The sequence below is a fragment of the Nisaea acidiphila genome, assembly GCF_024662015.1.
GTDB classification, from domain to species: Bacteria; Pseudomonadota; Alphaproteobacteria; order Thalassobaculales; family Thalassobaculaceae; genus Nisaea; species Nisaea acidiphila.
Window position 1 is genome coordinate 1,360,783 of sequence record NZ_CP102480.1, and the last position, 26,215, is coordinate 1,386,997.

19 protein-coding genes are annotated in these 26,215 nt (G+C 61.3%); 12 read left to right on the plus strand and 7 right to left on the minus strand.

The genetic code is table 11. The annotated features are described in order from the left end of the window. Positions 1–22: 22 nt before the first annotated feature. Together NUH88_RS06310 and NUH88_RS06315 are read right to left on the minus strand one after the other, a co-directional pair. The gene (locus tag NUH88_RS06310; protein ID WP_257770711.1) at positions 23–2,929 is read right to left on the minus strand and encodes an FAD-binding and (Fe-S)-binding domain-containing protein; all 2,907 of its coding nucleotides are present in this window, start codon (positions 2,927–2,929) and stop codon (positions 23–25) included. Between the two features lie 92 nt (positions 2,930–3,021). Then, entirely contained in the window at positions 3,022–3,879 is an 858-nt protein-coding gene (locus NUH88_RS06315; protein WP_257770713.1) for an isocitrate lyase/PEP mutase family protein, read from the minus strand. A 140-nt stretch (positions 3,880–4,019) separates the two neighbouring features. On the opposite strand from NUH88_RS06315, the gene NUH88_RS06320 reads away from it, so the two are divergent. The 4 genes from NUH88_RS06320 (at position 4,020) to NUH88_RS06335 (ending at position 7,739) form a co-directional block, all read left to right on the plus strand. Further along, positions 4,020–5,417 (plus strand): dipeptidase, encoded by a 1,398-nt coding sequence (locus NUH88_RS06320; protein ID WP_257770715.1) that lies wholly within the window; start codon positions 4,020–4,022, stop codon positions 5,415–5,417. Positions 5,418–5,672: 255 nt separating this feature from the next. Continuing rightward, entirely contained in the window at positions 5,673–6,236 is a 564-nt protein-coding gene (locus tag NUH88_RS06325; RefSeq protein WP_257770716.1) for a GNAT family N-acetyltransferase, read from the plus strand. A gap of 31 nt (positions 6,237–6,267) precedes the next feature. Beyond that, entirely contained in the window at positions 6,268–7,026 is a 759-nt protein-coding gene (locus tag NUH88_RS06330) for a sulfite exporter TauE/SafE family protein (RefSeq protein WP_257770717.1), read from the plus strand. Positions 7,027–7,070: 44 nt separating this feature from the next. Then, the gene (locus tag NUH88_RS06335) at positions 7,071–7,739 is read left to right on the plus strand and encodes a glutathione S-transferase family protein (RefSeq protein ID WP_257770718.1); all 669 of its coding nucleotides are present in this window, start codon (positions 7,071–7,073) and stop codon (positions 7,737–7,739) included. Positions 7,740–7,783: 44 nt separating this feature from the next. Here the strand turns inward: NUH88_RS06335 and NUH88_RS06340 are convergent, their stop codons facing one another. Then, positions 7,784–10,150, minus strand: coding sequence for a beta strand repeat-containing protein (locus NUH88_RS06340; RefSeq protein WP_257770719.1), 2,367 nt, complete (start codon positions 10,148–10,150; stop codon positions 7,784–7,786). A 494-nt stretch (positions 10,151–10,644) separates the two neighbouring features. Between NUH88_RS06340 and NUH88_RS06345 the strand changes: the two genes are divergently transcribed. Beyond that, positions 10,645–11,655, plus strand: a complete 1,011-nt coding sequence (locus NUH88_RS06345) for a helix-turn-helix domain-containing protein (RefSeq protein WP_257770721.1) — start codon at positions 10,645–10,647, stop codon at positions 11,653–11,655. A gap of 54 nt (positions 11,656–11,709) precedes the next feature. Here the strand turns inward: NUH88_RS06345 and NUH88_RS06350 are convergent, their stop codons facing one another. After that, entirely contained in the window at positions 11,710–12,471 is a 762-nt protein-coding gene (locus tag NUH88_RS06350; protein ID WP_257770722.1) for a tetratricopeptide repeat protein, read from the minus strand. Next, complete coding sequence (locus NUH88_RS06355) at positions 12,453–13,235, minus strand: alpha/beta hydrolase (RefSeq protein ID WP_257770724.1); 783 nt, start codon at positions 13,233–13,235, stop codon at positions 12,453–12,455. The genes NUH88_RS06350 and NUH88_RS06355 overlap by 19 nt, the downstream gene beginning before the upstream one ends. Positions 13,236–13,298: 63 nt before the next feature. On the opposite strand from NUH88_RS06355, the gene NUH88_RS06360 reads away from it, so the two are divergent. The 3 genes from NUH88_RS06360 to NUH88_RS06370 all read left to right on the plus strand — a co-directional run bounded on the left by NUH88_RS06360 (position 13,299) and on the right by NUH88_RS06370 (position 16,917). After that, the gene (locus tag NUH88_RS06360) at positions 13,299–14,519 is read left to right on the plus strand and encodes a glycosyltransferase family 4 protein (protein WP_257770726.1); all 1,221 of its coding nucleotides are present in this window, start codon (positions 13,299–13,301) and stop codon (positions 14,517–14,519) included. After that, entirely contained in the window at positions 14,506–15,468 is a 963-nt protein-coding gene (locus NUH88_RS06365; RefSeq protein WP_257770727.1) for a glycosyltransferase family 9 protein, read from the plus strand. Before NUH88_RS06360 ends, NUH88_RS06365 begins: the two co-directional genes overlap by 14 nt. Before the next feature lie 87 nt (positions 15,469–15,555). Further along, positions 15,556–16,917 carry a DUF3179 domain-containing protein gene (locus NUH88_RS06370; RefSeq protein ID WP_257770729.1) on the plus strand — a complete coding sequence of 454 codons (1,362 nt, stop codon included), beginning with the start codon at positions 15,556–15,558 and terminating at the stop codon, positions 16,915–16,917. A 36-nt stretch (positions 16,918–16,953) separates the two neighbouring features. Here the strand turns inward: NUH88_RS06370 and NUH88_RS06375 are convergent, their stop codons facing one another. Next, positions 16,954–17,787, minus strand: coding sequence for an FkbM family methyltransferase (locus NUH88_RS06375; protein WP_257770732.1), 834 nt, complete (start codon positions 17,785–17,787; stop codon positions 16,954–16,956). Positions 17,788–18,146: 359 nt separating this feature from the next. Here NUH88_RS06375 and thrS point away from each other — a divergent pair, with 359 nt between their 5' ends. From thrS to NUH88_RS06395, 4 genes are all read left to right on the plus strand, one after another. Continuing rightward, the gene (thrS, locus tag NUH88_RS06380; RefSeq protein ID WP_257770733.1) at positions 18,147–20,066 is read left to right on the plus strand and encodes a threonine--tRNA ligase; all 1,920 of its coding nucleotides are present in this window, start codon (positions 18,147–18,149) and stop codon (positions 20,064–20,066) included. Between the two features lie 107 nt (positions 20,067–20,173). Further along, positions 20,174–20,662, plus strand: coding sequence for a translation initiation factor IF-3 (infC, locus tag NUH88_RS06385; protein ID WP_257770735.1), 489 nt, complete (start codon positions 20,174–20,176; stop codon positions 20,660–20,662). 201 nt (positions 20,663–20,863) lie between these two features. After that, positions 20,864–21,901: a ferrochelatase gene (gene hemH, locus NUH88_RS06390; protein WP_257770737.1), complete on the plus strand. Its 1,038-nt coding sequence runs from the start codon at positions 20,864–20,866 to the stop codon at positions 21,899–21,901. Positions 21,902–22,073: 172 nt separating this feature from the next. Then, entirely contained in the window at positions 22,074–24,866 is a 2,793-nt protein-coding gene (locus NUH88_RS06395) for a hypothetical protein (protein WP_257770739.1), read from the plus strand. A gap of 18 nt (positions 24,867–24,884) precedes the next feature. On the opposite strand, the gene NUH88_RS06400 is transcribed toward NUH88_RS06395, so the two are convergent. Then, complete coding sequence (locus NUH88_RS06400; protein ID WP_257770741.1) at positions 24,885–26,198, minus strand: glycosyltransferase; 1,314 nt, start codon at positions 26,196–26,198, stop codon at positions 24,885–24,887. Positions 26,199–26,215 lie beyond the last annotated feature (17 nt).

The window sequence follows — 26,215 nt, forward strand, 5'->3', positions numbered from 1 at the left end:
TGCTCTTCTCCAGAGGATGGGATCACGCCAGCGCGCGGTCCAGGATGGTTGCGACATGGACCGCCTCGCGGGCGGCGCCGTCCTTGATCTGATGGCGGCAGGAGGTGCCGTCGGCGACGAGCACGGTGTCCCCGTCGGCGGCGCGCACGGCGGGCAGCAGGTCGCGCTCCGCCATGGCCATGGAGACCTCCAGGTTCTTCTTCTCGTAACCGAAGGCGCCGGCCATGCCACAGCAACTCGAATTGATCACTTCGACTTCCATGCCGGGCACGAGGCGCAGCGCGCTCTCGACCGCGCCCATGGCGGCGAAGGCCTTCTGATGGCAGTGGCCGTGCACCAGCGCCTTCCTGGCGACCGGTTTGAAACTGGCGGAGATCTTTCCCGCCTTTTGCTCGCGGGCAATGAATTCCTCGAACAGCAGCGCATGCTCGGCGACGAGATCGGTCTCCGCGCCCGGAAGCATCGCCTTGAACTCATCCCGGAGCGTGAAGAGGCAGGAAGGTTCCAGCCCGACGACGGGAATGCCTCGGCGGATATAGGGCAGGTAGGCGGCGATCATCCGGCGCGCTTCCGTTTTCGCCTCGTCTACGAGACCGGAAGCGAGAAAAGTCCGGCCGCAGCAGAGATGGCGCCCACCCTCTGCGCGCGGATCGACGACATGCACCCGGTAGCCGAGACGCTGCAGCACGCGCAGGGCGGCGCGGAGATTCTCCGGCTCGAAATAGGTGCTGAAGGTATCGTTCAGCAGCACCACGTCACGCCCGTCGCTCTCGTCCGGATCGCCCCCCTCCGCCTCGGCCCCAGAGAACGGCGCATCGCTCCAGACCGGCAAGCTGCGCTTCGCGCTGAAGCCAAGCAGCCATTCGGAGAGTCCCTTCAGACCCGGCACAACGTCACGGGCATTGGCGAGATAATCGAACCGCGAGGCCGCTTCCGCATAGCGCGGCAGATAGGAGACCAGACGATCCTTTAGGCCTAAACCATGTTTCTTGCGATAGTGGTGCAGGAACTCGACCTTCATCCGCGCCATGTCGACGCCGGTCGGGCATTCCCGCTTGCAGCCCTTGCAGGAGACGCAGAGCTCCATCGTCTCCTTCATCTCCTCGGAGACCAGCGCCTCGGGTCCGAGCTGGCCGGAGAGCGCGAGGCGCAGCGTGTTGGCGCGGCCTCGCGTCAGGTCCTTCTCGTTCTGCGTCGCGCGGAAACTCGGACACATCACGCCCGCGTCGCGTTTCCGGCAGGCGCCGTTGTTGTTGCACATCTCGACGGCGCCGGAGAAACCGCCCCACTCGGACCAGTCGAGCGCGGTCTCCAGCTTCATCGGCGCGTAGCCCGGCTTGAAACGGAAGAGCGAGCGGTCGTCCATCTTCGGCGGATTGACGATGCGACCCGGATTCATCGTGCCGGCCGGGTCGAACGCCTGCTTCACGTCGCCAAACGCCTTCACCAGGCGCTGGCCGAACATCTTCTCGTGGAACTCGGAGCGGACGATGCCGTCGCCATGCTCGCCGGAGTGCGAGCCCTTGTATTCGCGGACCATGTCGAAGGCGGCCTCGGCGATCGCGCGCATGCGCTTCACGTCGCCTTCCTCCTTCATGTTCAACACCGGGCGGACATGCAGGCAGCCGACGGAGGCATGGGCGTACCAGGTACCGTGCGTGCCGTGGCTCTCGAACACTTTCGTCAGCCTGTCGGTAAATTCCGCCAGATCCTCAAGCGGCACGGCGCAGTCCTCGATGAAGGAGACCGGCTTCCCGGCCTGCTTCATCGACATCATGATATTGAGACCCTGCTTGCGTACCTCGCCGATGGTTGCCTGCAGCCTCACGTCGGTCGCATCCACGACCGCGTCCGGATAGCCGAGATCGGCCATCAGGACTTCGAGCTCGCGAAGCTGCGCGACACAGGCGGCGTGATCCTCGCCGGCGAATTCGACCACGAGGACAGAGTCCGGCTCGCCCTTCACGAACTCGGCGATCATCGGCTTGAAGATCGGGATGTCGCGCGCGAGCTCGATCATGTTGCGGTCGATCAGCTCCACCGCGTGCGGCTTCAGCTTTACGATGTGCTGGGTCGCGTCCATCGCCTTGTAAAAGGTCGGGAAATGACAGACGCCCATGACCCGGTGGGTCGGGATACGATGCAGTTTCAGCTCGATCTGCCGGAAGGCGGCGAGCGTGCCTTCCGAGCCGACCAGCATGCTGGCCATATTGTGCCCTGCAGGATCGACCGAATTGATGTTGTAGCCGCCGACCCGGCGCATAAGCTTCGGGAACTTCTCCGCGATCTCCGCCGCCTCACGTCCGGCGATGGCACGCATCTCCTGCACCAGGTCGCGGTAGCGCGGCTCAGCCTCGATGGCGCCGAGATTGCCCGGCACCGGGCCGAAATGGAGCTGTTCCCCTGTCGGCAGCACAGCGTCGATGGAGAGCACGTTGTCGACCATAATGCCGTAATGGATCGAGCGCCCGCCGCAGGAATTGTTCGCCGTCATACCGCCAATGGTGGCCCGGCTGGCGGTCGAGACATCTACCGGAAAGAAGAGGCCGTAGGGCTTCAGTGCCGCATTCAGATGATCCAGCGCGATCCCCGGCTCGACCACGGCGCGCATATTCTCCGGGTCGATCTCGACGATGCGGTTGAGATGCTTGGAACAGTCCATCACCAGCGAGTGGTTCACGGTCTGTCCGCACTGGCTGGTGCCGCCGCCGCGCGGCAACAAGGAGACGCCGGCCTCCCGGCCGATCTCCATCGCTGCGATCAGATCGTCCTGGGTGCGCGGCACGACCACGCCGACCGGCTCGACCTGGTAGATCGACGCGTCGGTCGAATAGCGCCCGCGGGAGAAGCGGTCGAACAGCACTTCTCCTTCGAGCGCGCGGTCGAGACGCGCGGCCAGAGTCCCGTCATGTGACGACGCGGCGGTCATCTCTTGCTCCTGACATCAGCGATGGGCGAAGTCTGGCGGCTACTTCCACCATGACAAATCGACTTCCACGATGCGGCAGCATGCCGGATCTGTCAGTCGCGCGCGTGCGCCTTTTCGAAGTCCCATACATCGCCGAAGCCCATGGTGCGGGAAAAGGCTCCGAAATCGTCCAGCTTCTGCGACGCGCCAAGACTGGATCCGGTTTCCTTCAGACGCCCGTAGACGGAGCGGAGCGCCGCTCCCATGGCAAGGAACCCCGTGCCCGGATAGATCGCCATGGAATAGCCGAGACCGGTATATTCCTCGGCGCTCAGCACCGGAGTCTTGCCGCCCTCGACAACATTGACCAGCAGTGGCTTGTCGAAGCTGGAACAAATCTTTTCCATCTCCTCGACCGATTCCGGCGCCTCGATGAAGAGGATATCCGCCCCCGCCTTGGCGAAAGCCTCGCCCCGGCGCAGCGCCTCGTCGAGACCGTAGTTGGTCCGGGCATCGGTACGGGCCACGATGGCGAAGTCCGAACTGTCCCGGCTTTCCGCCGCGACCTTGATCTTTTCGACCATATCCTCCAGCGGGATCACCTTGCGGTTCGGCGTATGGCCGCATTTCTTCGGAAATTCCTGGTCCTCGAGCTGGATCCCGGCCGCGCCCGCGCGCTCATAGCCGCGCACCGTGTGCTGCACGTTGAGCAGCCCGCCGTACCCGGTATCTCCGTCCGCAACCAGCGGTGCGGAGACCGCGTCGGCCAGTACCTTCACGCGGCCGACCATGTCGGTATAGCTGGCGAGGCCCGCATCCGGCAGCCCGAGATGGGAGCCGACCGCACCATAGCCGGTCATATAAAGCGCCTCGAAGCCGAACTCGTCGGCGATACGGGCGGAAATACCGTCGAAAATACCGGGGGCAATCAGCAATTTGCCCGGCTCAATCAAATCCATCAGCCGCGTCACGGCGTCTCCTCTCGATCTCTGGGTTCGAACCCTTGTTAACCGAACGATAGCGAGCCAAACTGCCGACGATCAATCCTCGCCCTTTCCACTGTCGGAAAAACTGCCTGCGCGGATTGCCCTCAATGCAACCACGGTGCCCCATGACCCAGGACCTCCTTGCCCCCGTGCTCGCCCGTATCGATGACGGTCTCGACGCGTCGGTAGACCGGCTCGTCGATGTACTCCGCATCCCCAGCATCAGCACCGACCCGAAATACGATCCGGACGTCCGGCGCGCCGCAGAATGGATGGCGGGACAGCTGACGGAGACCGGTTTCGACGCAGCGGTGCGTGATGCGGACAAACACCCGATGGTGGTCGGCCACATGAAGGGGCCGGAAGGCGCGCCGCATATCCTCTATTACGGCCATTACGACGTGCAGCCGGCCGACCCGTACGAGCTCTGGGACAGCGACCCGTTCGAGCCTGCCATCGTCGAGGCCGAGCGCGGCAAGCGGATCGTCGCCCGCGGCGCGGTGGACGACAAGGGCCAGGTGATGACTTTCATCGAGGCCTTCCGCGCCTGGATGGATGTCCACGGCTCCCTGCCGATCGGCGTCACCGTTCTGCTGGAAGGCGAGGAGGAGAGCGGCAGCGAGAGCCTCGAGCCCTTCATGACCGCCCACAAGGACGAGCTCAAGGCAGATGCCTGCGTCGTCTGCGATACTGGCATGTGGTCCGTCGATCAGCCGGCCATTACATACATGCTGCGCGGCATCGTCTCCATCGAGGTGAAGATCAAGGGCCCGAGCCGGGACCTGCATTCCGGCATGTATGGCGGCGGCGTGATCAACCCGATCAACCTGTTGGCAAAGATCCTCGGCGATTTTCACGACGAGAGCGGTCGCATTCAAATCGAGGGCTTCTATGACGATGTGCTCGCGGTCGGCGACAACGAGCTGACGCAGTGGGAGGGCCTCGGCTTCGACGAGAAGGCCTTTCTCGGCGAAATCGGCCTGTCCACCCCGGGCGGCGAGAAAGACTACTCGGCGCTGGAAAGGCTCTGGGCCCGTCCGACCCTGGACATCAACGGCATCACCGGCGGCTATCAGGAGCCGGGCGGCAAGACCGTGATCGCCGCCGAGGCGTCCGCAAAGATTACCTGCCGCCTCGTGCCGGACCAGGATCCGGAGAAGATCATCGCCGGGCTGAAGAAGTTCGTGTCGGACCGGCTTCCGGCGGACTTCACGCTGGAGATCGTACATGCGAGCGGCTTCCCGGCCCGCCGCGTGCCGACCGACTCCCCCTACCTGCAATCCGGGCTTGCCGGGCTCAAGGACGAGTACGGCAAGGACGCCCTGCTGATCGGCTGCGGCGGCTCGATCCCGGCCGTCGGCTCGATCAAGGATCTCCTGGGGATCGACAGCCTGCTGGTCGGCTTCGGCCTTGAGGACGACCGGGTGCACAGCCCGAACGAGAAGTTCGAGCTGGTCTGCTATCACCGCGGCATCCGTTCGAATGCCGCGATCATGGCGCGGCTGGCGGGGATCAAGGGTTAAGCAACTTCTTTTCTGCATATCGACCGGGCGCCGCGGAAATGAGTCCGCGGCGTTTTTCACTGGTATTTCCGTGGGATATGAAGTATTTCCCGATTTCGAACTTGGAAACGGATCACGATGATCACGAAGGCCAGAGAGCTGCGACGAGCAAACCCGCGACGACGACGTATCGCCGCGCGTTTTGCGCTGTCCGTCACCACGCTCTAGGCCGATCCCCTCGCGGACCGGCCGCCATCAGGCCGGAAGATCCGTCCCATGATTGTCATCGAAAAAGAACAGGCCGCCGACTCGGCCGCCATCGAATCCCTGCTGGATGTCGGCTTCGGCGCCGACCGGACGGGCAAGACCGTCTACCAGCTCCGCCAAGGCCCGGCCCTGCCGGATCTCAGTCTCGTCGCGCGCACGGGGTTCGAGGCGGGTCTGGGCGCCTCGATCCGCTATTGGGCGATCGATGTGGAAAATTACGGGGAGGTTCTCCCCGCCCTCGTGCTCGGTCCTCTGGTGGTCGACCCGGCCCTGCAGGGCAAGGGACTGGGGCGCACCCTCGTCGCCCGCTCGCTCGAGGAGGCGGACCAAGCGGGCTGGAACCTCTGTCTCGTGGTCGGCGAACCCTCCTATTACGAGCCCTATGGATTCATCCCGGCGGAGCCTTACGGGTTCGAGCTGCCCGGTCCGGTGGAGCAACGGCGTTTCCAGGTGCGTGGGGCACCTGCTTTGCTGGAGCGGCTCCACGCCGCCCCGGTCTCGCGTCCGGTCCGGCCTTGGAGCGGAACGGCAAAGGGCGTAGAAGAACTCACCGGCGCGATCCGCGCCGCCTGACCCTCTGCCGCAGCCAAGGCCATCCAGTTTCATGTTCGAGTCCGATCTCTTCGGGTGGGAAGCCCATATCTGGGCCGTCGCCGTCGCGGCCACCCTGCTCGGCGGAATCGTCCGCGGCTTCACCGGCTTCGGCTTCGCGCTCATCCTCATCAGCACACTGCTGCTGGTCGCGGACCCGGTGACCGTTGTTCCGCTCGCCCTGATCCTCGATCTGCTCGCGGGTTTCACGCTGCTGCCGCAGAACTACCGCGAGGTGCACTGGTCCGGCATCCGCCTGTTGGTGCTCGGCTCGATCCTCGGCGTTCCCATCGGGTTCGCCTGCCTTCTGCTGGTCGAGCCGGAGCCGATGAAGATCGCGATCTATCTCGGCATTCTGGTCTCGGTGGTCCTGATCGCGCGCGGCTTCAAGCTCGCCGCCGTTCCGGGCAAGGCGATGATCGCTGGAACCGGCGTGGTCTCGGGGCTGATGTCCGGCGCCGCCGGCATTCCCGGCCCGCCGATGGTGCTGCTCTATCTCTCCTCGCCACTGCCGGTCGCGATCACCCGCGCCACCGGCATCGCGTTCTTCATCTTCGTCGATATCCTCGCCCTGGCCCTTGCCGTCTATAAGGGGCTGATCGACGCGGACATGCTGATCCGGTGCGCCTCCCTGGTTCCCGTCATGGCGATCGGCACGTCCATCGGTCACAAGTTGTTCGGCATCACCCGGCCGGAAACGGTGAAGCAGGCCGCCATCGTCCTGCTGGGCGCTCTGGCGATTGTCGGCATCGGCAAGGTTCTGATAGTTTAACGTCGCCAACCATTTGGCGCCTCCGACACCCACCGGTGACCCGAATGCCGACCCTCTATCACCTCTGGATTTCCCCCTTCAGCCGGAAGATCCGCGTCATCCTTGGCGAAAAGAAGATCGAGGCCGATCTCAAGGTCGAACAGATCTGGGACCGGCGCCCGGAATTCCTCGCCATGAACCCGGACGGCACCGTGCCGGTCTTTGTCGACGATGACGGCACGACCGTTGCCAATTCGGTGGCGATCTCGGAATACCTGGACGAGACCCGGCCCGAGGTTCCCCTGCTGCCCGGCGATGCCGCCGCGCGGGCGGAGATTCGCCGGCTGGTCGCCTGGTTCGATCGAAAGTTCAACGAGGAAGTCACGGAAATGCTGGTTGGCGAGAAGCTGATGAAGCGCTTCCTCGGCACCGGCGAGCCCTCCAGCGCGGCGATCCGCGCCGGTCACATCAATATCGCCACCCACCTCGCCTATATCGGCTTTCTCGCGGAGCGGCGGAACTGGCTTGCGGGTGACCATTTCAGCCTCGCCGACATCGCCGCCGCGGCGCACATATCTGCTGTCGACTATATCGGCGACGTGCCATGGGAAAAGTACCCGGAAGCCAAGCAATGGTATGCGAGGGTCAAGTCCCGCCCGAGCTTCCGCCCGCTGCTCTCCGACCACATCCCGGGCGTCCGCCCGCCCGCGCATTACGCCAATCTGGATTTCTGAGCCAAGGTTGGATTTTCCGCAAGGTTAACGGATTTGCTCGCGCTTCACGGCGCGAGATCCCACCCTGCGGTGGCCGCCAGGCCGAGACTGGATTTGGAGACTCCGATCAGCGTGATGGTCCCGCCGTCCGACGTGGTGATCACCGTGTTGCCGCCGCTGTCGGCCGCGCTGTAGGTGAGGCCGCTCTCGAATGCCAGTGTGTCCTCGCCGGCGGTGAAGTCGCTGACGGTATCGTTGCCCGCCTCGAACTCGAAATAGAACGTATCGGCCCCGCTGCCGCCTTCGAGCGTGTCGTCACCCTTGTTGCCGGCGAGGAAATCGCTTCCGTCTCCGCCGGAAACAATGTCGTTGTCCTGGCCGCCATAGAGCTGGTCGTCGCCGAGATTTCCGGCGAGTGTGTCGTTCCCTTGGTTGCCATAGAGGATGTCGTTGTCCTGTCCGCCATAAAGCGCATCCTCGTTCTCGCCGCCGAACAGGGTGTCGCCGCCGCGGTTGCCATAGAGCACGTCGTCGTCGTTGTTTCCGAGCACGGTATCGCCGTCCTGGCCGCCATAGAGCGTGTCCATGCCGCCGCCGCCGAAGACGCTGTCCGCACCCTGGTTGCCGTAAAGGATGTCCTCGCCGTAGCCGGAGCCGATCGTGTCGTCCCCGCCGCCGCCGGCCAGCGTGTCGTCCTCCGCGCCGAGCGAGATGAACTGCTGCGCATCGTCGCCGACGACATAGTTCTGGCCCGCTCCGCCGGTGACGGTGGCATTGCCCACGATGGCGGCGAACTCGATATTGTCGAGCTGCAGGGTGGAGCCGGACGGCAGGCCGGAGGTGTCGATCACGAAGGCCTCGGCGCCGCTTGAGCCCTGGCCCGTGAGCTGCACGGTCTGCGCCGTGCTGTCCGTCGAGGAGAAGGTGATCGAACGGATGTCCATCTCCGCGCCGGAATTGCCCGCAAGGAACGTCTGGCCGTGGCCGTCGAGGAAACTCTGCTCGGCGCTGTCCGGTTCCGTCGCCTGGATCTCGCCGGTCAGCGTGGTCCCGGCGGCGCCGGAGGCTTGTGCCGTCGAGGTCCCGGAATTGGTCAGCGCGACCCCGCTCGGCAGCGTCACGGTCACGACATTACCGTTGCCGGTGCCTTCCACCAGCGCGCCGGTCGCCGTCGATCCGCTATTGTTGACCAGCGTCCTGCCCGTTGCAGAGCCCGCCGTGTCCGCCGCCGTCTGGTTCGTCACGGACAAACCACCGCCGGAAGAGCCGGATGAGCCAGAGCTGCCCGACGAGCTTGTCGCTGTGGTGAAAGTGAGCGTGGTATTGCCGCCGGAGAACGACGCTCCGATCGCGAGACTGCCGCTAGTTCCGGAAAGGTTGAGCGTATTGCTGCTGCCGAGATCCAGCGTGCTGCCGAGATTTGTCCCGTTCAGGCTTGAGAGGTCGGTTCCGGTCACGACGATGCTGTCACCGATTGCAATGCCGGAAATCGTGTCTCCGTTGAATTCGGCTGCGCTACCAGAGTAGGTGTCGTTTCCGTCTCCGCCGAACAGCACGTCGGTCCCCGCGGCACCGCTCAAGATGTCGGCACCGTCGCCGCCGCTCAGGGTCTCGCCCTCGGCGCCTCCGACCAGGGTATCGTTGCCGGTGCCGCCATCCAGGTAGTCCGCGCCGCCGCTCGAACTGAGGACATCGTTGCCTGCCCCGCCGTAAAGCGTATCCGCAACGGTGTCGGTGCTGCCAGAGTTGCCCTGGAGCGTATCGTTGCCGGTGCCGCCGTATATCAGGTCGCTTCCGCTACCGCCCAGCAGCGAATCATTGTCGGCGCCGCCATAGATCACATCATCGCCGCTACCGGCACTGATCGTGTCGTTCCCCGCATCGCCGTAGAAGGTGTCGTTGCCGTTGGTATCCGTGAAGAGATCGTCTCCGGCCCCGCCATAGGCGAGGTCGTTGCCCTGCCTGACATTTACGACGTCGTTCCCGCTGGTTCCGGTGATCGTGTCGGGATCGGCGCTCAGGCTGATCGGGGATATGTTCGTCAGCGTGAGGTTCGAAAGGTCGAAATTACCGCCGCCCGAATCGGGCAGAGAGAGCTTAACTGTGCTCGTATTGCTGCTCTGGATCGTAGTGGTACCCATCGATGTGATGAGGCTTTGATTAAACACCGCAGTCGAACCGCCGACGAACTGGATCGTGCTCCAGCCGGAAAGATCGCCGGACCCGATTTCGGTGACGGTCGCAGTTCCGCCGAACGAGAAAATCAGAGTGTCGGTTCCGCCGCTGCTGTTGGTAAGCGTCGCCGCATTGTTAATATGGGCGTTCGCGCTAACAGTCAGTGTGTCATTGCCGGCTGTCAGCACGGTTCCGACGGTGATGCCAGAGCCGGTGTTCGGATTGAAGCCGGCAGCGCTAGTGGTCAAAGTCGCCATTCAAAGTTCCCCAGTATTTCTCGCGCGACCGCCTCGCCCCGCACGTCCGCCTCTGATTTCCGATTGAGAGACCTACCGACATTGCCGCCGTGCAAGACACAGCGACCCATTCTCACGCACGCCAGGAGGCCTCAAGAGTGGCGCAAACCTACATACTTCTGGTTATCAGAAAGTTAACTCGAACCTCGGTGAGCCTTCATATTCTTGCCGTTTTCTCTCGAATTTCTTATTTCACGATTGAGCTTCCCATACCGTGCGAAATGTTTGGAAAATCATGCAGAACGTTCAGAATATGTGAGTTATTGTGCGTCTCGTCTTGTCCGAAACCGCCGACCGGAGTTAAATGACAAGCGAGTTTTACGACTTGAGTGGAAAATGGGAAAATCACTGCGATCACCCAAGCATCTATCATTAGTTGAATTCGATAACATGTCATGGATTGTGCCGTTTCCAAACACCACACCGCTCAGGTCTCAGATCCCGTTCCTCACGCAGTGTTTGAAGTCTCCGGCGTCCCGGAGAATGAGCGCTTCGATATCTGGCGTGAGAGCATTTCCTGCATCTTCGAAGTCGAGGCACCCCGGGATGTCCGGAAAGAGAATTTCGAGGCGTCCGTGGATGCGAACATGTTCGGTTCCGTCATGCTCGCCCGCACCCAGACGCGGCGTCAGGACTGGATTCGCAGCCCGTCGCTGATCGGCCGCGACGGCATGGATCATTTCATGGTCCAGCTTTACGAACGCGGAAGCCTGACCTGGGAAACCAGCAGGGGCGAGTTCGCGTTTCCCGAAAACGGCCTGGTCGTATTCGATCTCGCTCAGGACGCCGCCTGCCGTTCGAACAATTTCTCGAACCTTTCCCTGATTGTCCCGCGGTCGATGCTCGAAGACCAGATTAAGGCTCCGGACGACCAGCATCTGAAAATCCTATCGGGCACGGAGCCCATGGTGCAGCTCCTGCGAGACCACATGCTCTCCCTGAAGCGTCTCTCTGCCAAAATGACCGCACGGCAAGCCATCGAGATCGCACCGGCCACGGTCGGTCTGACAGCCGCCTGCCTGAACGCCGCGGTCACCGAAGAGCCGGCGCAGAGATCTGGCGTCGCGCTCGCTCAGATGACCGTTGTACGCAGATTGATCGAGAACAACCTCTCGCACCCGGATCTTTGCGTGGACTGGATCGCGCGACATGCAAATGTCTCCAGGGCAAAACTTTACAACTTGTTCGAAGGGTACGGCGGCGTTGCGAATTACGTACGCGATCGCCGCCTTCGCAGGGCGCTTCTGGCTCTTGTCGACCGCAAAGCGCCCCGGAGACCAATCTACGACATCGCCCTCGAAGCCGGTTATGCCAGCGACGCGTCTTTCACCCGCGCGTTCCGGACGAGGTACGGCCTGTCCCCTAAGGAGGTTCGCCAACACGGCATCACAGGAGAAATCTTAGCCGCCGGCACACTGAAACCGGACCGCCGCTACGAACGCTGGCTCCACCACCTCTCGGCTTAGTTCCGACACACCGCCGCTCAATTGAGCGGCGCTCTCAAGGCCATCGCGCCAAGGTCACTGCACCACGACATCCATCTCCTCGATCCGCGCCCGCGCAGCAGTGGCGGCCGATGTCTCCGGCGCATACTGAATCACCGCGAGCCAGTCCGCCCGTGCTCCCTCAAGATCTCCCTGGTACTGGCGCAGGATCCCGCGTTCCAGAAGCGCGTCAGGGTCGTAAGGCAGCAGCGCGAGCACCGTCTCGACTTCCTTCCAGGCATCCTCCAGCCGGTCCAGCTCGCGCAGCGCGACGGCCCGGTAGGTGCGCGCAGCAGTGAGATCCGGGTTCAAACGGATCGCCTCGTCCAGATCGCCGAGCGCTTCCTCGAAACGTTCAAGGTCCATGAGAGAGACCGCGCGGTCGAGCCAGAGCTCCGGGTCGCCCGGCGCGAAGTCGAGCAGGTTGTTCTGGATTTTCAGCGCCTTCTCGGCCCGCCCGGCGAGGTACCAGGCCTGCCCGGCCTGCATCATGATATTCGCGAGCAGGCCGGTCCGCGCGGTCCCGAGATCGGTCGCGAGCCGCTCCAGCCGGGCGGCGGCCTCGTCATATTGGCGCAGCTCGAGCAGTGCGACGGCGATGCAATGCCGCGCCGGAAACCCGCCGCCGAGCTTATGCCAGACGAGCCCACTGCGATAAGCGTCCTCCGGGCGCTCCCGGGCGAGCTGCATGCAGGCCGAATATTCTTGTTCGTGATCGATCTCCTGCGCCACCGACTGCCCGCCGAAGACGAGCAGTCCAAGCAGCGCCAGGAGCGGGATCAGGCGGCCGCGTCGCACAGCGCGGCCACAGTTTCCTTGAGGATCGCGATGTCCCGGTCGGTCGAGAGCCGGTGATCGCCGTCCTTGATGTAACAGATCTGCACGTCCTCGCTCTCGACATTCCCGGCGATTTTCAGTGACAGCTCGAACGGCACCGCGTCATCGCACATGCCGTGAAGCAGCCGGACCGGAACGGTGATTGGCATCTTCTCCCGCATCACCAGGTGGTTCCGGCCATCCTCGATCAGCTTCATGGTGATGGTGTAGGGCTCGTCGCTGTACTCAGACGGCTCGTAATAAACCCGGTCGCGCAGGAGGGTCTGCTTCACCTCTTCGGAGAAGCCGGCCCACATCAGGTCTTCGGTGAAATCTGGTGCCGGTGCGATACCGACCAGGGCCTCGATTCGGTCCGAACGCTGCAAGGCCGCCTGCAGCATGATCCAGCCGCCCATCGAAGAACCGACAAGAACGAGAGGCCCCTCCGTCACTTCGTCGATCAGGTAAAGCGCGTCGGAGAGCCAGGTACCGATGCAGCCGTCCTCGAACTTGCCGGAAGACTGCCCATGCCCCTGATAATCGAGGCGCAGGAAAGCCTGGCCCCGCGCCCGCGCCAGTTCCTCCAGCGCCATCGCCTTGGTCCCGGTCATGTCCGACATGAAACCGCCGAGAAAGACGATTGTGGGTCCAAGTCCGTCCAGTTTGTGATAAGCGAGTTTCGCGCCTTCGGGCTTCTCGGCATAAAGCGGGGAAGGTATCTCGGGCTGCTGGGTTTGCTCTGTCATTGTGGTAAACTTTTCAACAATGAAAACTGAAAGCTTGGAACGCCGGTGAACGACGGCCCGTCCATGAGGCCTAACATACCGAACCTTCGCCAATCGAGCGGCGATTTCGATATGTTCCGCCGCCCGCCCCATGACAAGAAGCCGGTGGTCCTGCAAGTCCTCCCCGCCCTCGTCTCCGGTGGGGTGGAGCGCGGCACGATCGATGTCGCAAACGCACTCGTGCAGGCGGGGTGGGACGCTCTGGTGATTTCCGCCGGCGGCCCGATGGTACACGAACTGACCCGTGTCGGGGCACGCCATATCGAACATCCGCTCGGTTCCAAGAACCCGATGAGCTGGCGGCAGAATTTCGACTGGCTTGTCGATGTCATCCACAACGAGAATGTCGATATCGTCCATGCCCGCTCACGCATGCCGGCCTGGATTGCCTGGCGCGCGGCACGCAAGAACCGGGTGCCGTTCGTCACCACTTTCCACGGACGCTTCCCGGACAGCAATCCGCTGAAGAAGCTCTACAACTCGGTGATGGTCCGGGGCGACCGGGTGATCGCAATCTCCCATTTCATCGCGAGCGAGATCGAGCGCCGCTTCGGCACAGGCAGCGACAAGTTGCGGATCATCCCGCGCGGCGTGAACACCGACCTCTACGATCCGGACGGTGTCTCCGCCGAACGCATGATCAAACTCAGCCGGGAATGGCGTCTGCCCGACGGCGTGCCGGTCGTCGTCCTGCCCGGGCGGGTGACCCGCTGGAAAGGCCACGAGGTACTGATCGAGGCGCTAACCCGTCTCGGCGACCAACCGGTGCATTGCATCATGGTCGGCTCCTACGACGGCAAGGAGAGCTACAAGGCGGAGCTTGAGGAGAAGATCGCGAAGGCCGGGCTGACCGCCTCCGTGATGTTCACCGGCCCGGCGAAGGACCTGCCTTGCGTCTACAAAGTCGCGGACGTGGTCGTTTCGGCCTCGATCGATCCCGAACCATTCGGGCGGGTGATGATCGAAGCGCAGGCGATGGGACGTCCGATCGTCGCGACGGACCATGGAGGCGCGCGGGAATCCGTGCTGCCCGGCGAAACCGGTTTTCTCGTGAAGCCGAACGATCCGGACGCGCTCGCCACCGGCATCCGCCAGGCGCTGTCCCTCAACGCGGATCAACGGGCCGCGCTCTCGGCCAAGGCCATCGCACATGCCCGAGAGCACTACATGACCCGCGACATGTGCCTGCGCACCCTCTCCGTCTACGAAGAAGTCCTGCCCAAATCGCCCAATGCCGGCAGATAGCACCTTACGCCGCATCCTGGTTATCAAGCTCGGCGCACTCGGCGATTTCATATATGCCGTTGGCCCGATGCAGGCGATCCGGCGCCACCATCCGAACGCGGAAATCACGCTGCTGACACGCCCCGCATATGCGGAACTCGGCGAGCGCACAGAACTGTTCGACCAGGTTTGGACCGATCGGGAACCGAAGCTCTGGAACCTGCCTGGTCTTATCGCCCTAAGGTCGCGCCTCATCGGCGGCCGCTTCGACCGGATCTACGATCTGCAGACTTCCGACCGGACAGGCCTCTACCACCGCCTCTTTTGGCCTGGTAACGCCCCGGAATGGTCCGGCATCGTTCCCGGTTGCAGCCACTATCATCACTACAAGCGCCCGACACTGATCCACACCCAGGACCGCCAGCGCACCCAGCTCGAAATTGCCGGTATCGAGGATGTCCGGGCTTCGGACCTTTCGTTCATGACAAGCGATATCGCACGCTTCGGGCTGCCGGCCGATTTCGCGCTGCTGATCCCCGGCTCCTCTCTGAAGATGGCGGTCAAACGCTGGCCGGCGGAGTTCTATGGCGCCATCGCGAAACAGTTCGAGGAGCAAGGACTCCTGCCGGTTCTGATCGGCGGGACAGAGGACGCGGACGCCATCGCCACGATCAAGTCCATTTGCCCGACCGCACGCGATCTCTCCGGTCAAACGACCCTTTACGACTTGCCGGAGCTCGCCCGGGCCGCCTGCCTCGCCATCGGCAACGATACGGGCCCCATGCATATCGCGGCGCTCGCCGGCTGTCAGACCGTGGCAATCTTCTCGACAGGCAGCTTTCCCGACAAGGCGGCGCCGCGCGGCGACAATGTCCAGCTGCTGGTTGCGGAATGCCTTACCGAACTCTCCGTAGAGACCGTAACGCAAGCTTGCGAAAATCTCCTGACGAACAGCTCCGCACGCATTTGACGCGCCCGTGACAGATCGTGTCTCGCGCGATCTTCCGCGAGCCGACAGACTTCAACGGGTCTATCTGACACTCTGCGGAGATTTGGCATGGGACGCTTGGGCGGTCTGTTGTTGGCTGTGTTTCTCCTCTGGCCGGAGATTACGGCCGCGCAAGTCGCCTCACCTTCCGACGGTCGCCGCCCAATCGACCTCGCCGTTCAGCTCTTCTCCGACGATCCCTCGGAGCGGGAGCGCGCATTCGACCGGGTGCGCGCGAGCGGAGACAGGAAATTCATAGCGCCGATCGTGCAATGGCTCCGCTTCTTCGGACCGCAGGAAATTGCACTTGAGGTATTGCGCGAGCTCAGCGGCGAAGATGCCGGCGACGCATGGCACGACTGGCAGTTGTGGATCGAAACCCATCCGGAAACCGGAACGATGCCGGCGTTCGACCGCTTCAAGGCCTCCGTGCTGAGCCATATCGACCGGAACTTCCTTCTGTTCGTCCAGCCGGGCGTGAAACACGAGATCCGGCTGGAGGAGATCACCTGGGGCGGCGTTGCCAAAGACGGCATTCCGGCCCTGAACGACCCACAACTGATCGCACCGGACGATGCGACCTATCTCACCCCCGGCGAACTCGTTTTCGGCGTCGAGATCAACGGCGATGCCCGCGCCTATCCACTCCGCATCATGGACTGGCACGAAATGTTCAATGACGTGATCGGCGGCGTCCCGGTCGCGCTGGCCTATTGCACGCTCTGCGGCTCCGGAATCCTGTTCGAAACGAAGCTCAAAAACCGCACGGAGCGCATGATCTTCGGCTCATCCGGCCTGCTCTACCGGTCGAATAAACTGATGTACGACCGGGGCACGAATTCGCTCTGGAACCAGTTCACCGGTAAGCCGGTCGTCGGCCCGCTGACCGGTTCGGGCATTGAATTGAAGGTGCGTCCGGTGGTCATCTCCACCTGGGCCGAATGGCTCCGCCGCCACACCGAAACGAAAGTGCTGTCGCTCGATACCGGGTACGAGCGCGACTACCGCCCGGGACGGCCGTATGGACAATATTTCGCGTCCCCCGAGCTTATGTTTCCGGCGGCGGTGCACGACGGGAGGCTGAAGGCGAAGGACTACGTCTTCGTCATCCGGCTGGGAGCGGAGAAGAAGGCCTGGCCGCTTGCGATCTTTGCCGACAGCCCGGTTATCAACGACAGCTTCGCCGGACGCAATGTCGTCCTGATCGGCGACATGGACAACCGATCGGTCCGTGCCTATTGGCGCGACGACGATGTTTTCTCCGCCGCCGGCCCCGATCAGGTCGAAGGCAAGAATGGCCAATGGACTGTTACCGAAGTCGCGCTCGTTGCGTCAGATGGCCGAAAACTCGACCGGATCGGCGGGCATGTCGGCTTCTGGTTCGCCTTCCAGAATTTCCTTGCCAGCGCGCCGCTGGCGGAACGGCCTTGAACTTCTCGCGCAGCCCCGACCGCCCAGTTGCTGGGTTCACCGCTGCGGCTCGTGTTGCGAGAACTTGCGGCAGCGCGCACGCAGCTCATCCTCGGAAAAGATATCCACGCGGGGCGCCTTGCCGAAATATCGATCTGGATCGCGCCCGGGCGGCAATGCGATAGCGTTTGCACATACGACCCTGGATAAATCGTCGATCGGCGCCCGCTTGAAATTCGGCGATGAGTAGATCCGGAACGAGAGTACGGAGATCCGATACCCGAGACCGAGTAACTCCGTGGACCATGATAGATCCGTATCTGCGTCTCCCGCTTCGACGCTCAGGAACGGAAGAAACTTGCGGATCGTCCTCCATCCGCCTTCGAATACGGACGCTTCGAATCCCTCGACATCGATCTTGATGAAATCGCAATGCGCGAGATCCAGCCCGTCGATTGTCGTTACCGGTGTCGGGACAAGACTTCCGGGAATGGGCTCTTCGCCGGAAGCAAATGACAGCGCACCGAAATTGAGGTGGGGAATATTGGCCACATCCGGATTGAGGAACGATACCTCGCCGGGCTGGCTCGACATGGCAACGCGGCGCACATCGACATTGCCGCAACCATTCGCCGCAAGGTTATGACGTAACAGCCCTGCCGCGAAAACGCTCGGCTCGAACGCGAACACACTCCCGGTAGAACCGACAAGCGACGAGAACAGCAAGCTCATCAGCCCGATATTCGCTCCGATATCGAGCACGCTCATCCCGCGCTCGACGATGGATCGGTACGTCATCATCTCGCCGTAGCAATAATCGCCGCATCTGAGCAGCGCCTCTCGCAAATAGATGTCCGTGACGGGAAACGCGACCCTGCCGACACGGGTCACCGTGCTCACGCAATTGTCGAAGCAGGGATCGATTTCGGGCATTGCGGGGTCTGGCTTTCGGAAAGAGGGATCTCTACCCGAATGCTATAGAGCGGCCGAGTGCCGGGAACAATATCGGCGGGCACACAGATTTCCAGGGCCAGTCCACCCTTGCGATTCTGAAGCCCAGGCGCTACATAGCCCATCCACGCATAACGGTAGACCTGCGGACCCATGTGGCATCCGATCCAGACGATCGTGACTAGTTAGCCGTTTCGGCCTGGCCGGCCGAGACGGCATACGGATATGGGGCATCCTCCCCAACCATGGCCTTCCCCATTCGTCACGACACGTACCAGAGTTAAAAAGGGTCTATACCCATGCCTGCCATTACGCTTCCCGACGGTTCCATCCGGTCGTTCGACGCTGCCGTCACCGGCGCGGAGATCGCGGCCGATATCGGACCGGGCCTTGCCAAGGCCGCGATCGCGGTCCGCATCAACGGAAAACTCTCCGACCTCTCTCTGCCCATCGCGGACGACAGCGAAGTCGCGCTCGTCACCAAGAAGAACGACGAGGCGCTCGAGCTGATCCGGCACGACTGCGCCCACATCATGGCCGAGGCCGTCCTGGAACTCTATCCGGAGACCCAGGTCACCATCGGCCCCGCGATCGAGAACGGCTTCTATTACGACTTCTATCGCGAAGAGCATTTCACGCCGGACGATCTTGAAAAGATCGAGCAGCGGATGCACGAGATCGTCGACCGCGACGAGCAGATCACCCGCGAGGAATGGGACCGGGACGAGGCGGTGCTGCACTACAAAAAGGTGCACGAGCCGTTCAAGGTCGAGCTGGTCGAAACGATCCCCTCGGGCGAGACCATCAGTTTTTATCGCCAGGGCGGGTTCCTCGATCTCTGCCGCGGCCCGCACATGCCGTCGACGAAATATACCGGCCACGCCTTCAAGCTGATGAACGTGGCCGGCGCCTATTGGCGCGGAGACAGCAACCGCCCGCAGTTGCAGCGCATCTACGGAACCGCCTGGCCGGACCAGAAGCAGCTCGACTCCTATCTCCACATGCTGGAGGAGGCCGAGAAGCGCGACCACCGTAAGCTCGGCCGCGAGCTCGATCTCTTCCATATTCAGGAAGAGGCGGTCGGCTCGGTCTTCTGGCATCCGCAGGGCTGGACCCTCTACCAGACGATCGAAGACCATATGCGCAAGAAGCTGGACCGCGCCGGATATCAGGAAGTCCGGACGCCACAGCTGATCGACCGCTCGCTCTGGGAAGCCTCTGGTCACTGGGACAAGTTCCGCGAGAACATGTTCACGGCCAATGCCGAGGACGACAAGGTGCTGGCGCTCAAGCCGATGAACTGCCCGGGCCACGTGCAGATCTTCAAGCAGGGCCTGAAGAGCTATCGCGACCTTCCTTTGCGGCTTGCGGAGTTTGGCGCTTGTCACCGCAACGAGCCGTCCGGTGCGCTGCACGGCATCATGCGGGTGCGGGCCTTCACCCAGGACGACGCGCACGTCTTCTGCACAGAGGAGCAGATCACCGAGGAGAGCGTGAAATTCTGCGAGCTGCTGTCGGCGGTCTACAAGGATTTCGGCTTTACCGACGTACGGGTGAAGTTCTCCGACCGTCCCGAGGTACGCGCCGGCGACGACGCGATCTGGGACAAGGCGGAGCAGTCACTCCGTGATGCCTGCGACGCCGCCGGCCTCGACACCACGCTGAACCCCGGCGAAGGCGCGTTCTACGGCCCGAAGCTTGAATTCGTGCTGACCGACGCCATCGGCCGCGACTGGCAGTGCGGCACTCTGCAGGTCGATTTCGTGCTGCCGGAGCGGCTCGACGCCTCCTATATCGCTGAGGACAGCAGCCGCAAGCGTCCGGTCATGCTGCACCGGGCCATTCTGGGATCGATGGAACGCTGGATCGGCATTCTGATCGAACAGTATGCCGGCCGCTTCCCGCTCTGGCTCGCCCCGGTGCAGGGCGTGGTGGCGACCATCACCAACGACGCGGACGGCTATGCCGCCGAGGTGATGGAGAAGTGCAAGGCCGCCGGACTGCGGGTCGGGATGGACCGCCGGAACGAGAAGATCAATTACAAGATCCGCGAACATAGCGAAGCGAAGATCCCCGCGATCCTCGTCGTCGGCCGCCGCGAGGCGGAGGAAGGCAAGGTCGCGCTCCGCCGTCTCGGCGGCAAGGCGCAAGAAGTCCTTGCGCTTGACGAAGCCATTACTAGACTTAAGGATGAAGCATCGGCCCCGGATCATTTGTGATCCGGGCCGGTTTTTCGTGCCTCATACGAAACCGAAACAGTGAATGAAGGAGGCGTTAGATCGCCAGACCACCGTTTAATCAGCCGCCGGCCAAGGACGGCCCGCGGGTGAATCATGACATTACCGTCGATAAAGTCCGCTGCATCGATCCCGAGGGAGAAATGCTTGGCGTCATGACCGTTCAGGACGGCATCCGGCGCGCAGAGGAATTCGGCCTCGACCTGGTCGAAGTTTCTCCGAACGCGGATCCGCCGGTCTGCAAGATCCTCGACTATGGCAAGTACAAGTACGAGGCGCAGAAGAAGAAGAACGAAGCCAAGAAGAAGCAGAAGGTCATCGAGATCAAGGAAATCAAGCTGCGTCCGAATATCGACGAGCACGATTTTCAGGTGAAGATGAAGAACGTGCGCAAGTTCATCGGCGAGGGCGACAAGGTGAAGGTCACCATGCGGTTCCGCGGTCGCGAGATGGCGCACCAGGATCTCGGCATGGACGTTCTGAACCGGGTCCGCGACGAGATGGAAGAAGCTGCCAAGGTCGAGTCCTATCCGAAGATGGAAGGCCGGCAGATGATCATGGTCATCGCCCCGCGCTGATCCGCGCCCGCGTTTCGACACCTCTTGGCATCCAAGGCCCCGCTTCGGCGGGGCCGTGCTATTTCAGGCCTTTTCCCTGTGCCCTTCGCTCGCGTCGCCGGAAAACCCGGATCAGCCCGCTGCGTCATTTTCGCACTGGTCTCGGCGCGCCCGGGTTCTATGTTGAAACCGTTCTAAAATCCAGACCGACGGGAACCGCGCATGGCCTTCGCCGAGAGACATTTGCCCACCGACCATCCCGCCCTCCCGGACGAGAAGATCGGCGTCCTGCTGCTCAATCTCGGCACCCCCGATGCGACCGACTACTGGTCAATCCGGCGCTATCTGAAGGAGTTCCTTTCCGACGGCCGGGTGATCGAGCTGAACCCGCTGAAATGGCAGATCATCCTCAATCTCTTCATCCTGCCGACACGGCCCTTCAAGACCGGTCACGCCTATGAGCAGATCTGGCTGAAGGAGAGCGACGAGTCCCCTCTCCGCCTCTACACCCGTAATCAGGCAGAGAAGCTCGGAACGATGCTGGCGGCGAAGCACCCGAACATCGTCGTCGACTGGGGCATGCGCTACGGCAACCCGAGTACGGAGAGCCGGATCCGCGCGCTGCAGGAACAGGGCTGCGCGCGCGTGCTGCTGGTCGCCCTCTATCCGCAATACAGCGCCAGCACCACGGCGACGGCCTATGACAAGGCTTTCGAGGCGCTGATGAAGATCCGCTGGCAGCCGGCGATCCGCACCGCGCCCGCCTATCACGACCACCCTGCTTATATCGATGCGCTGGCGGCTTCCATCGAGAGCCATCTGAAAAGCCTCGACTGGACCCCGGACCTGCTCATCACATCCTATCATGGCCTGCCGGAGCGCTATTTCCGCAATGGCGACCCCTATCATTGCCACTGCTTCAAGACCACGCGCCTGGTGCGCGAGAAGCTCGGCTGGGCGGGAGACCGGATGATGGTCGCGTTCCAGTCCCGCTTCGGCAAGGAGGAGTGGCTGAAGCCATATCTGCAGGACACGGTCGAGGAGCTGCCATCAAAGGGCGTGAAGAACCTCGCGATCATCTGCCCCGGCTTCTCCGCCGACTGCGTCGAGACGCTGGAGGAGATCAATATCGGCATCCGCGAGACCTTCGAAGAGGCCGGCGGCGAGAAATTCACCTATATCCCGTGCCTGAACGACACGGAGGACGGGACGAAGGTGATCGAGGCGCTGGTGGAGAGTGAGCTGGCGGGATGGGTTTGAGGGATTAGCACCACAGAGTCGACGCAAAAGACCAATCGCAAAAGATGAGCAATTATACACTTTACAATGTAACATTGCACGCAATACCTTGCCTCCACGCAAAAGAGACAAACTGCGCAAACACGATCTGGATTCCGCCAATATTTTTTAACTGATAACTCAGAATTATCATATGATTGCGTTCATTGGCCATCACCCGAAAGACAAACGCAAGACTTCAAACCATAGTCAGATATTATCTAAAATCATTCAGCATGCAAGTCATCTTAAAGTCGAGCGAAATAGTCTTGTTTTCAGCGGCGGATCAAGGGAGTTAGTCAGTAATTTCATTCGCGACAGCTTAGAGGTCTACACAAATCTCTCGGGAGAAGACGTGTGTGTTATCTGGGTGTCGCTCAAGCCATTGATGTCTATGGCCATGATCCTTCAGATTGTCGGATCGTCATTGGTTCGTGCCGCTGGATGGTTCGACCAGTCTAAGGGCAATGACTGCAAAGAAAGCCTAGTCTTTCTAGACCTTCCCGGTGATGTCGATTGGAAACCAACTCCGCCCAAGGCCCTGCGCAATCTTCTCCCCTTCGTCGCGGGAAAGCATGTTATCTTTGTTGTCGAGCCCCCCGTCAGAGGCAGGATTGCCGACGCTGAGACCGCTGATGTGGTAAAGTTGCTCCAGGATTTGGGCGACTATCCCATGATGCACAGGGTTGACACCTTTGTTGTCAATTGCGATCCGCAATATCCTCTCCAGCTGAGTGATACCGGGATTGTGCCGTCTCAGCCTGAGGTCTCAGACGCTGCTAGATCCGCCGGCCCAGGGCCTGATGCTCGCCTTCTGGAGCGCATAGGACTGCGGTCCGGGGACTTGGTGCGACCGATGTATCTTTTGGCACATCCCGCCCATGCAAGGGTGTTCCAATTCATCGCGGATAGCATCAATGCGACCGACCGCGATCTTGAGGACTTTCGTGACCCTTCTCTCGTGCGCGTGCTGCAATCGGGCGCGCTAGATCTCACCGAGCAAGCCGAAAACCTGGTCCGTTCGCGTTGGCTACCACGCGGCGACGCCGAGGCGTCAGATGCGATCGCCCGAGCGAACGCATCGCGAATCCTATCCTATGATAGTCCTATGCTTCTGCAATCGACTAACGGTGATCTGCAAGACCTACTGAGTAGAATCCCTGAGCATTCAGCTCCGTTTATCTTGTGCTCCGAACTGGTTTTCGGCGTATTCAGGCATCATCATCGGACGATCGATGCCGTCGCCGCCTACGCCAACGATGTTCATTCAAGGATCCAGGCGATCAAGACAAACGAGCATCAGGTCCAAGCTCTGGTGAACTATCTTGGCCGCTTTATGCTCGACGAACACTTTCCATTCAGCCCACATCTCTTCAAAATATTTGAAGATCTCTCCGCCAACCTATCCCTTAGTCAGATCGACCGATCTGAAATGACGGCAGATGCGATCGTTGCTAGCTCCCGCACGCTTTATAAAGTCGGTTATGTCTTCGATCGTCTCGTCTCTATGCGGAAACTTCAGGCCTCGACCCCAGTTCGGTCACGTCTTTATGGGAATGCATCGAAGCCCATGGCGTCGTACCGGCCAAAGTCGCCGGTCGAGGCGGCGCGTATCGCTTTTCGGCGAGGAGCCGCACTTTGGCATTCGAACGATCCAGAGGCCGCAGCCGAGGTGTATCGCAATGTCATCGGGGAGCTGGAGTTGGTGGGCGCGGACGGCGGCGTCGGCACTATTGCGTCGGAATGGTCAGTTCTGCATTTCTACGACCTGCTCGCGGCCCGGTCGGGCGGAGCTACATCTGTAGACGAAGATATTCGGCATTTGGAGCGGCTGCGACGATTGAGCGGCATTCCGGCTCCGGTGCCAACGTTGAAGTCCTTCTTGGTTTCCGGACTCTTGGAACCATTCTGGTTGCCCGGCCAACCTGCATATAAGCATCAGGCCATTGCGATTCATTTCACACGGTTTGATTTCTCGGCTGCCGCGCGCATCGCCAGATATGTAATCGACACAATGCGCACACCAGTACTGATGTGTCCCGTATCAAGCGCCTCTGGGCAACCGGTGGCCCCAGACCCGGCGATTCTCCGCCATGTGGTGGTCGGAGCGTCGGACAGCGGCGATGGCATCGCGGAATTTCTAAACCGCACGCACCCGACACTCTCAAAATTCTATCACGTCCGGATGGACGAGGAGTTTGGAGTTCCAGTCCAGTTTGTTCACGAAGGCATGACGTTTGTCGCGCTGTTCGGATCAGGAGTGAATGGCATACAGGATGCTTGGGTACGTTTTCTGGACAACGCGATCGCACACCAGTGGGAGGAGGAGAGGCTTATGCTAGAATCCATTGGTACGGCCGTATTGACACGCATCCTGACGGATGCATCGTCTGAGTTGTGTAAAGCGTTCATCGAGCGGATCAAGCAATACGCTCGGGCTGTCGAAGGAACAGAGCCGACCTCTCCAAAGGTGGACGAGTTTGAGGCCCGCCTTAACCGCCTTGAACTTCAGATCCGGTCTGGCAAGGCCACAGATGTAACGCAGGTCACTGCGATACTCGATGTTGAGAGCCTATCGCCGTTGCAACAGTCGCGATACGCACACGCAACCAGTCTCTCCACCGTGGTCGGGGTCGTAGGCGCAACACTTGATGACCTGGAGTTCAAAGTCCTGGCCGTCGAGGATGTAGAGAGCATTTGCGCAATGCTACTGGGCTTGCTCAATACCGTGGAGCCCGCCTTAGAAGCGCAGCGTCACCGCGACTTGGTTATCCAATACCAAGCGTCGCTTCGTCAGAAGCTCGCAAAGATGCATGACATGAGACAGTTGGCACGAACCAGCGGCGCTGCGTTGGCGATGTCGGAGACCTCGTCCATCGCCTCGGAAACGCTCGTCGTTGGCAAGCATCTTGTGAGCGACCTGCTCAAGGCCCTTCCACGAGGTTAACCGCAATTCTCAAAGCTTTTAGAGGCTGCGGATGGAATGCAGAACCCGTTGTGGTGCGCGGTTGAGCTTGTGAAAGCGAGCCGTTTCATATCCTTCGGCGCGATGCACCCCGGCACGGAAGCCGTTCAACTTCTCCTGATGGACTGTCATTTGATTGTAGTACTCATGATTCTGACTTTCGAAAATACGAATCAGTTCTCGCTTTTCATCCGCGACACTGCTGATGTCGACAAAATAGTCTGGCGAAAATGACTGACCGGTCCTCAGCACAGAATTGTAAGTATCGCAATAAAGCAACCTAACATCGCAGTACTCCCGCGGCGTCTTGAGAATTGCGTGATGGACGATGTTGGCGCACATCTGATGCTCGGGGTGAATGTCCTGTGGGTGATGGGTAATAAGCGTCCCTGGGCGCCGGGAGATGATCAGCTCCGAGACCTTCGAGGAAGCGGCGTCCACGTCAATGTCACTGAAGGAGCGGTATTCCAATGGCCAAAGCGTGTGGTTCGGAATACGCGCAGACGCACACTCAGCTTCACGGTGTCGGATATCGTTCCCCGTCAGCAAGACCAGATCGACGGCACAGCCATGCATCGCATGGACGAGCACGGTACCCCCACTCCAGATTTCGGCATCGTCGGCGTGGGCCATAACAAGGAGCAGGTCACCAAACCTTGCACGTGTCTCCGCATAGTCGAGGATTGTGTTCAACACCTGTTCAGCGGTTACCGCAACCTGGTAGACGGTCTTCTGACGATCGAAGATTGGGTCAATCTCGACTTGGTCGATTGCCAGACCACGGCGGTGGATCTGGAACACGAGGTCCAGGTCAGCGCCCATGTCGTCTCTCAATCTTTCCGTCGCAATATCCATCCGATTGAATAGATAAATTCCGGAGATCGGTTGCTTGAGAAACGCGAGGTCCGGAAAAAAGCGCCTGATTGCGGGGAGCACTATCAGCAGTGTCGATAAACGAGGTTTCCTAGAATGATCCCAGAACGTTTTTACTAATCGAGCGCCGGCCTCGTATCGTTTGACGCTATCCTCGACCCATCTAGCTGGGACTTGGTCGATATCGCCATCTGTTCTGAAGATGACATCGTTGTGAGCGGCATTGATACCGGCCCTGAACGTGTTGCCGAGGCCGGGTGCAGCGGAGAAGACCACCCTGGCGCCAGCAGATCTAGCTATGTCAGCCGTATCATCGCTTGTGGCGCAGTCTACGGCAACGACCACGTCATTCACACTTCCAACAGAGAGGAGACTGGATACAGCGCTCTTGATCGTGGCCGCCTCGTTGAGAGCCGGAATAACGGCGGAAACATTCAACACGACTACCTCGATAATTC

Bases quoted from the DNA above. Each gene is read 5' to 3' on its own strand.
- NUH88_RS06310 (WP_257770711.1), bottom strand. From the start codon at position 2,929: ATGACCGCCGCGTCGTCACATGACGGGACTCTGGCCGCGCGTCTCGAC.
- NUH88_RS06320 (WP_257770715.1), top strand. From the start codon at position 4,020: ATGACCCAGGACCTCCTTGCCCCCGTGCTCGCCCGTATCGATGACGGT.
- NUH88_RS06325 (WP_257770716.1), top strand. From the start codon at position 5,673: ATGATTGTCATCGAAAAAGAACAGGCCGCCGACTCGGCCGCCATCGAA.
- NUH88_RS06330 (WP_257770717.1), top strand. From the start codon at position 6,268: ATGTTCGAGTCCGATCTCTTCGGGTGGGAAGCCCATATCTGGGCCGTC.
- NUH88_RS06335 (WP_257770718.1), top strand. From the start codon at position 7,071: ATGCCGACCCTCTATCACCTCTGGATTTCCCCCTTCAGCCGGAAGATC.
- NUH88_RS06340 (WP_257770719.1), bottom strand. From the start codon at position 10,150: ATGGCGACTTTGACCACTAGCGCTGCCGGCTTCAATCCGAACACCGGC.
- NUH88_RS06355 (WP_257770724.1), bottom strand. From the start codon at position 13,235: ATGACAGAGCAAACCCAGCAGCCCGAGATACCTTCCCCGCTTTATGCC.
- NUH88_RS06360 (WP_257770726.1), top strand. From the start codon at position 13,299: ATGAGGCCTAACATACCGAACCTTCGCCAATCGAGCGGCGATTTCGAT.
- NUH88_RS06365 (WP_257770727.1), top strand. From the start codon at position 14,506: ATGCCGGCAGATAGCACCTTACGCCGCATCCTGGTTATCAAGCTCGGC.
- NUH88_RS06370 (WP_257770729.1), top strand. From the start codon at position 15,556: ATGGGACGCTTGGGCGGTCTGTTGTTGGCTGTGTTTCTCCTCTGGCCG.
- thrS (WP_257770733.1), top strand. From the start codon at position 18,147: ATGCCTGCCATTACGCTTCCCGACGGTTCCATCCGGTCGTTCGACGCT.
- hemH (WP_257770737.1), top strand. From the start codon at position 20,864: ATGGCCTTCGCCGAGAGACATTTGCCCACCGACCATCCCGCCCTCCCG.
- NUH88_RS06395 (WP_257770739.1), top strand. From the start codon at position 22,074: ATGATTGCGTTCATTGGCCATCACCCGAAAGACAAACGCAAGACTTCA.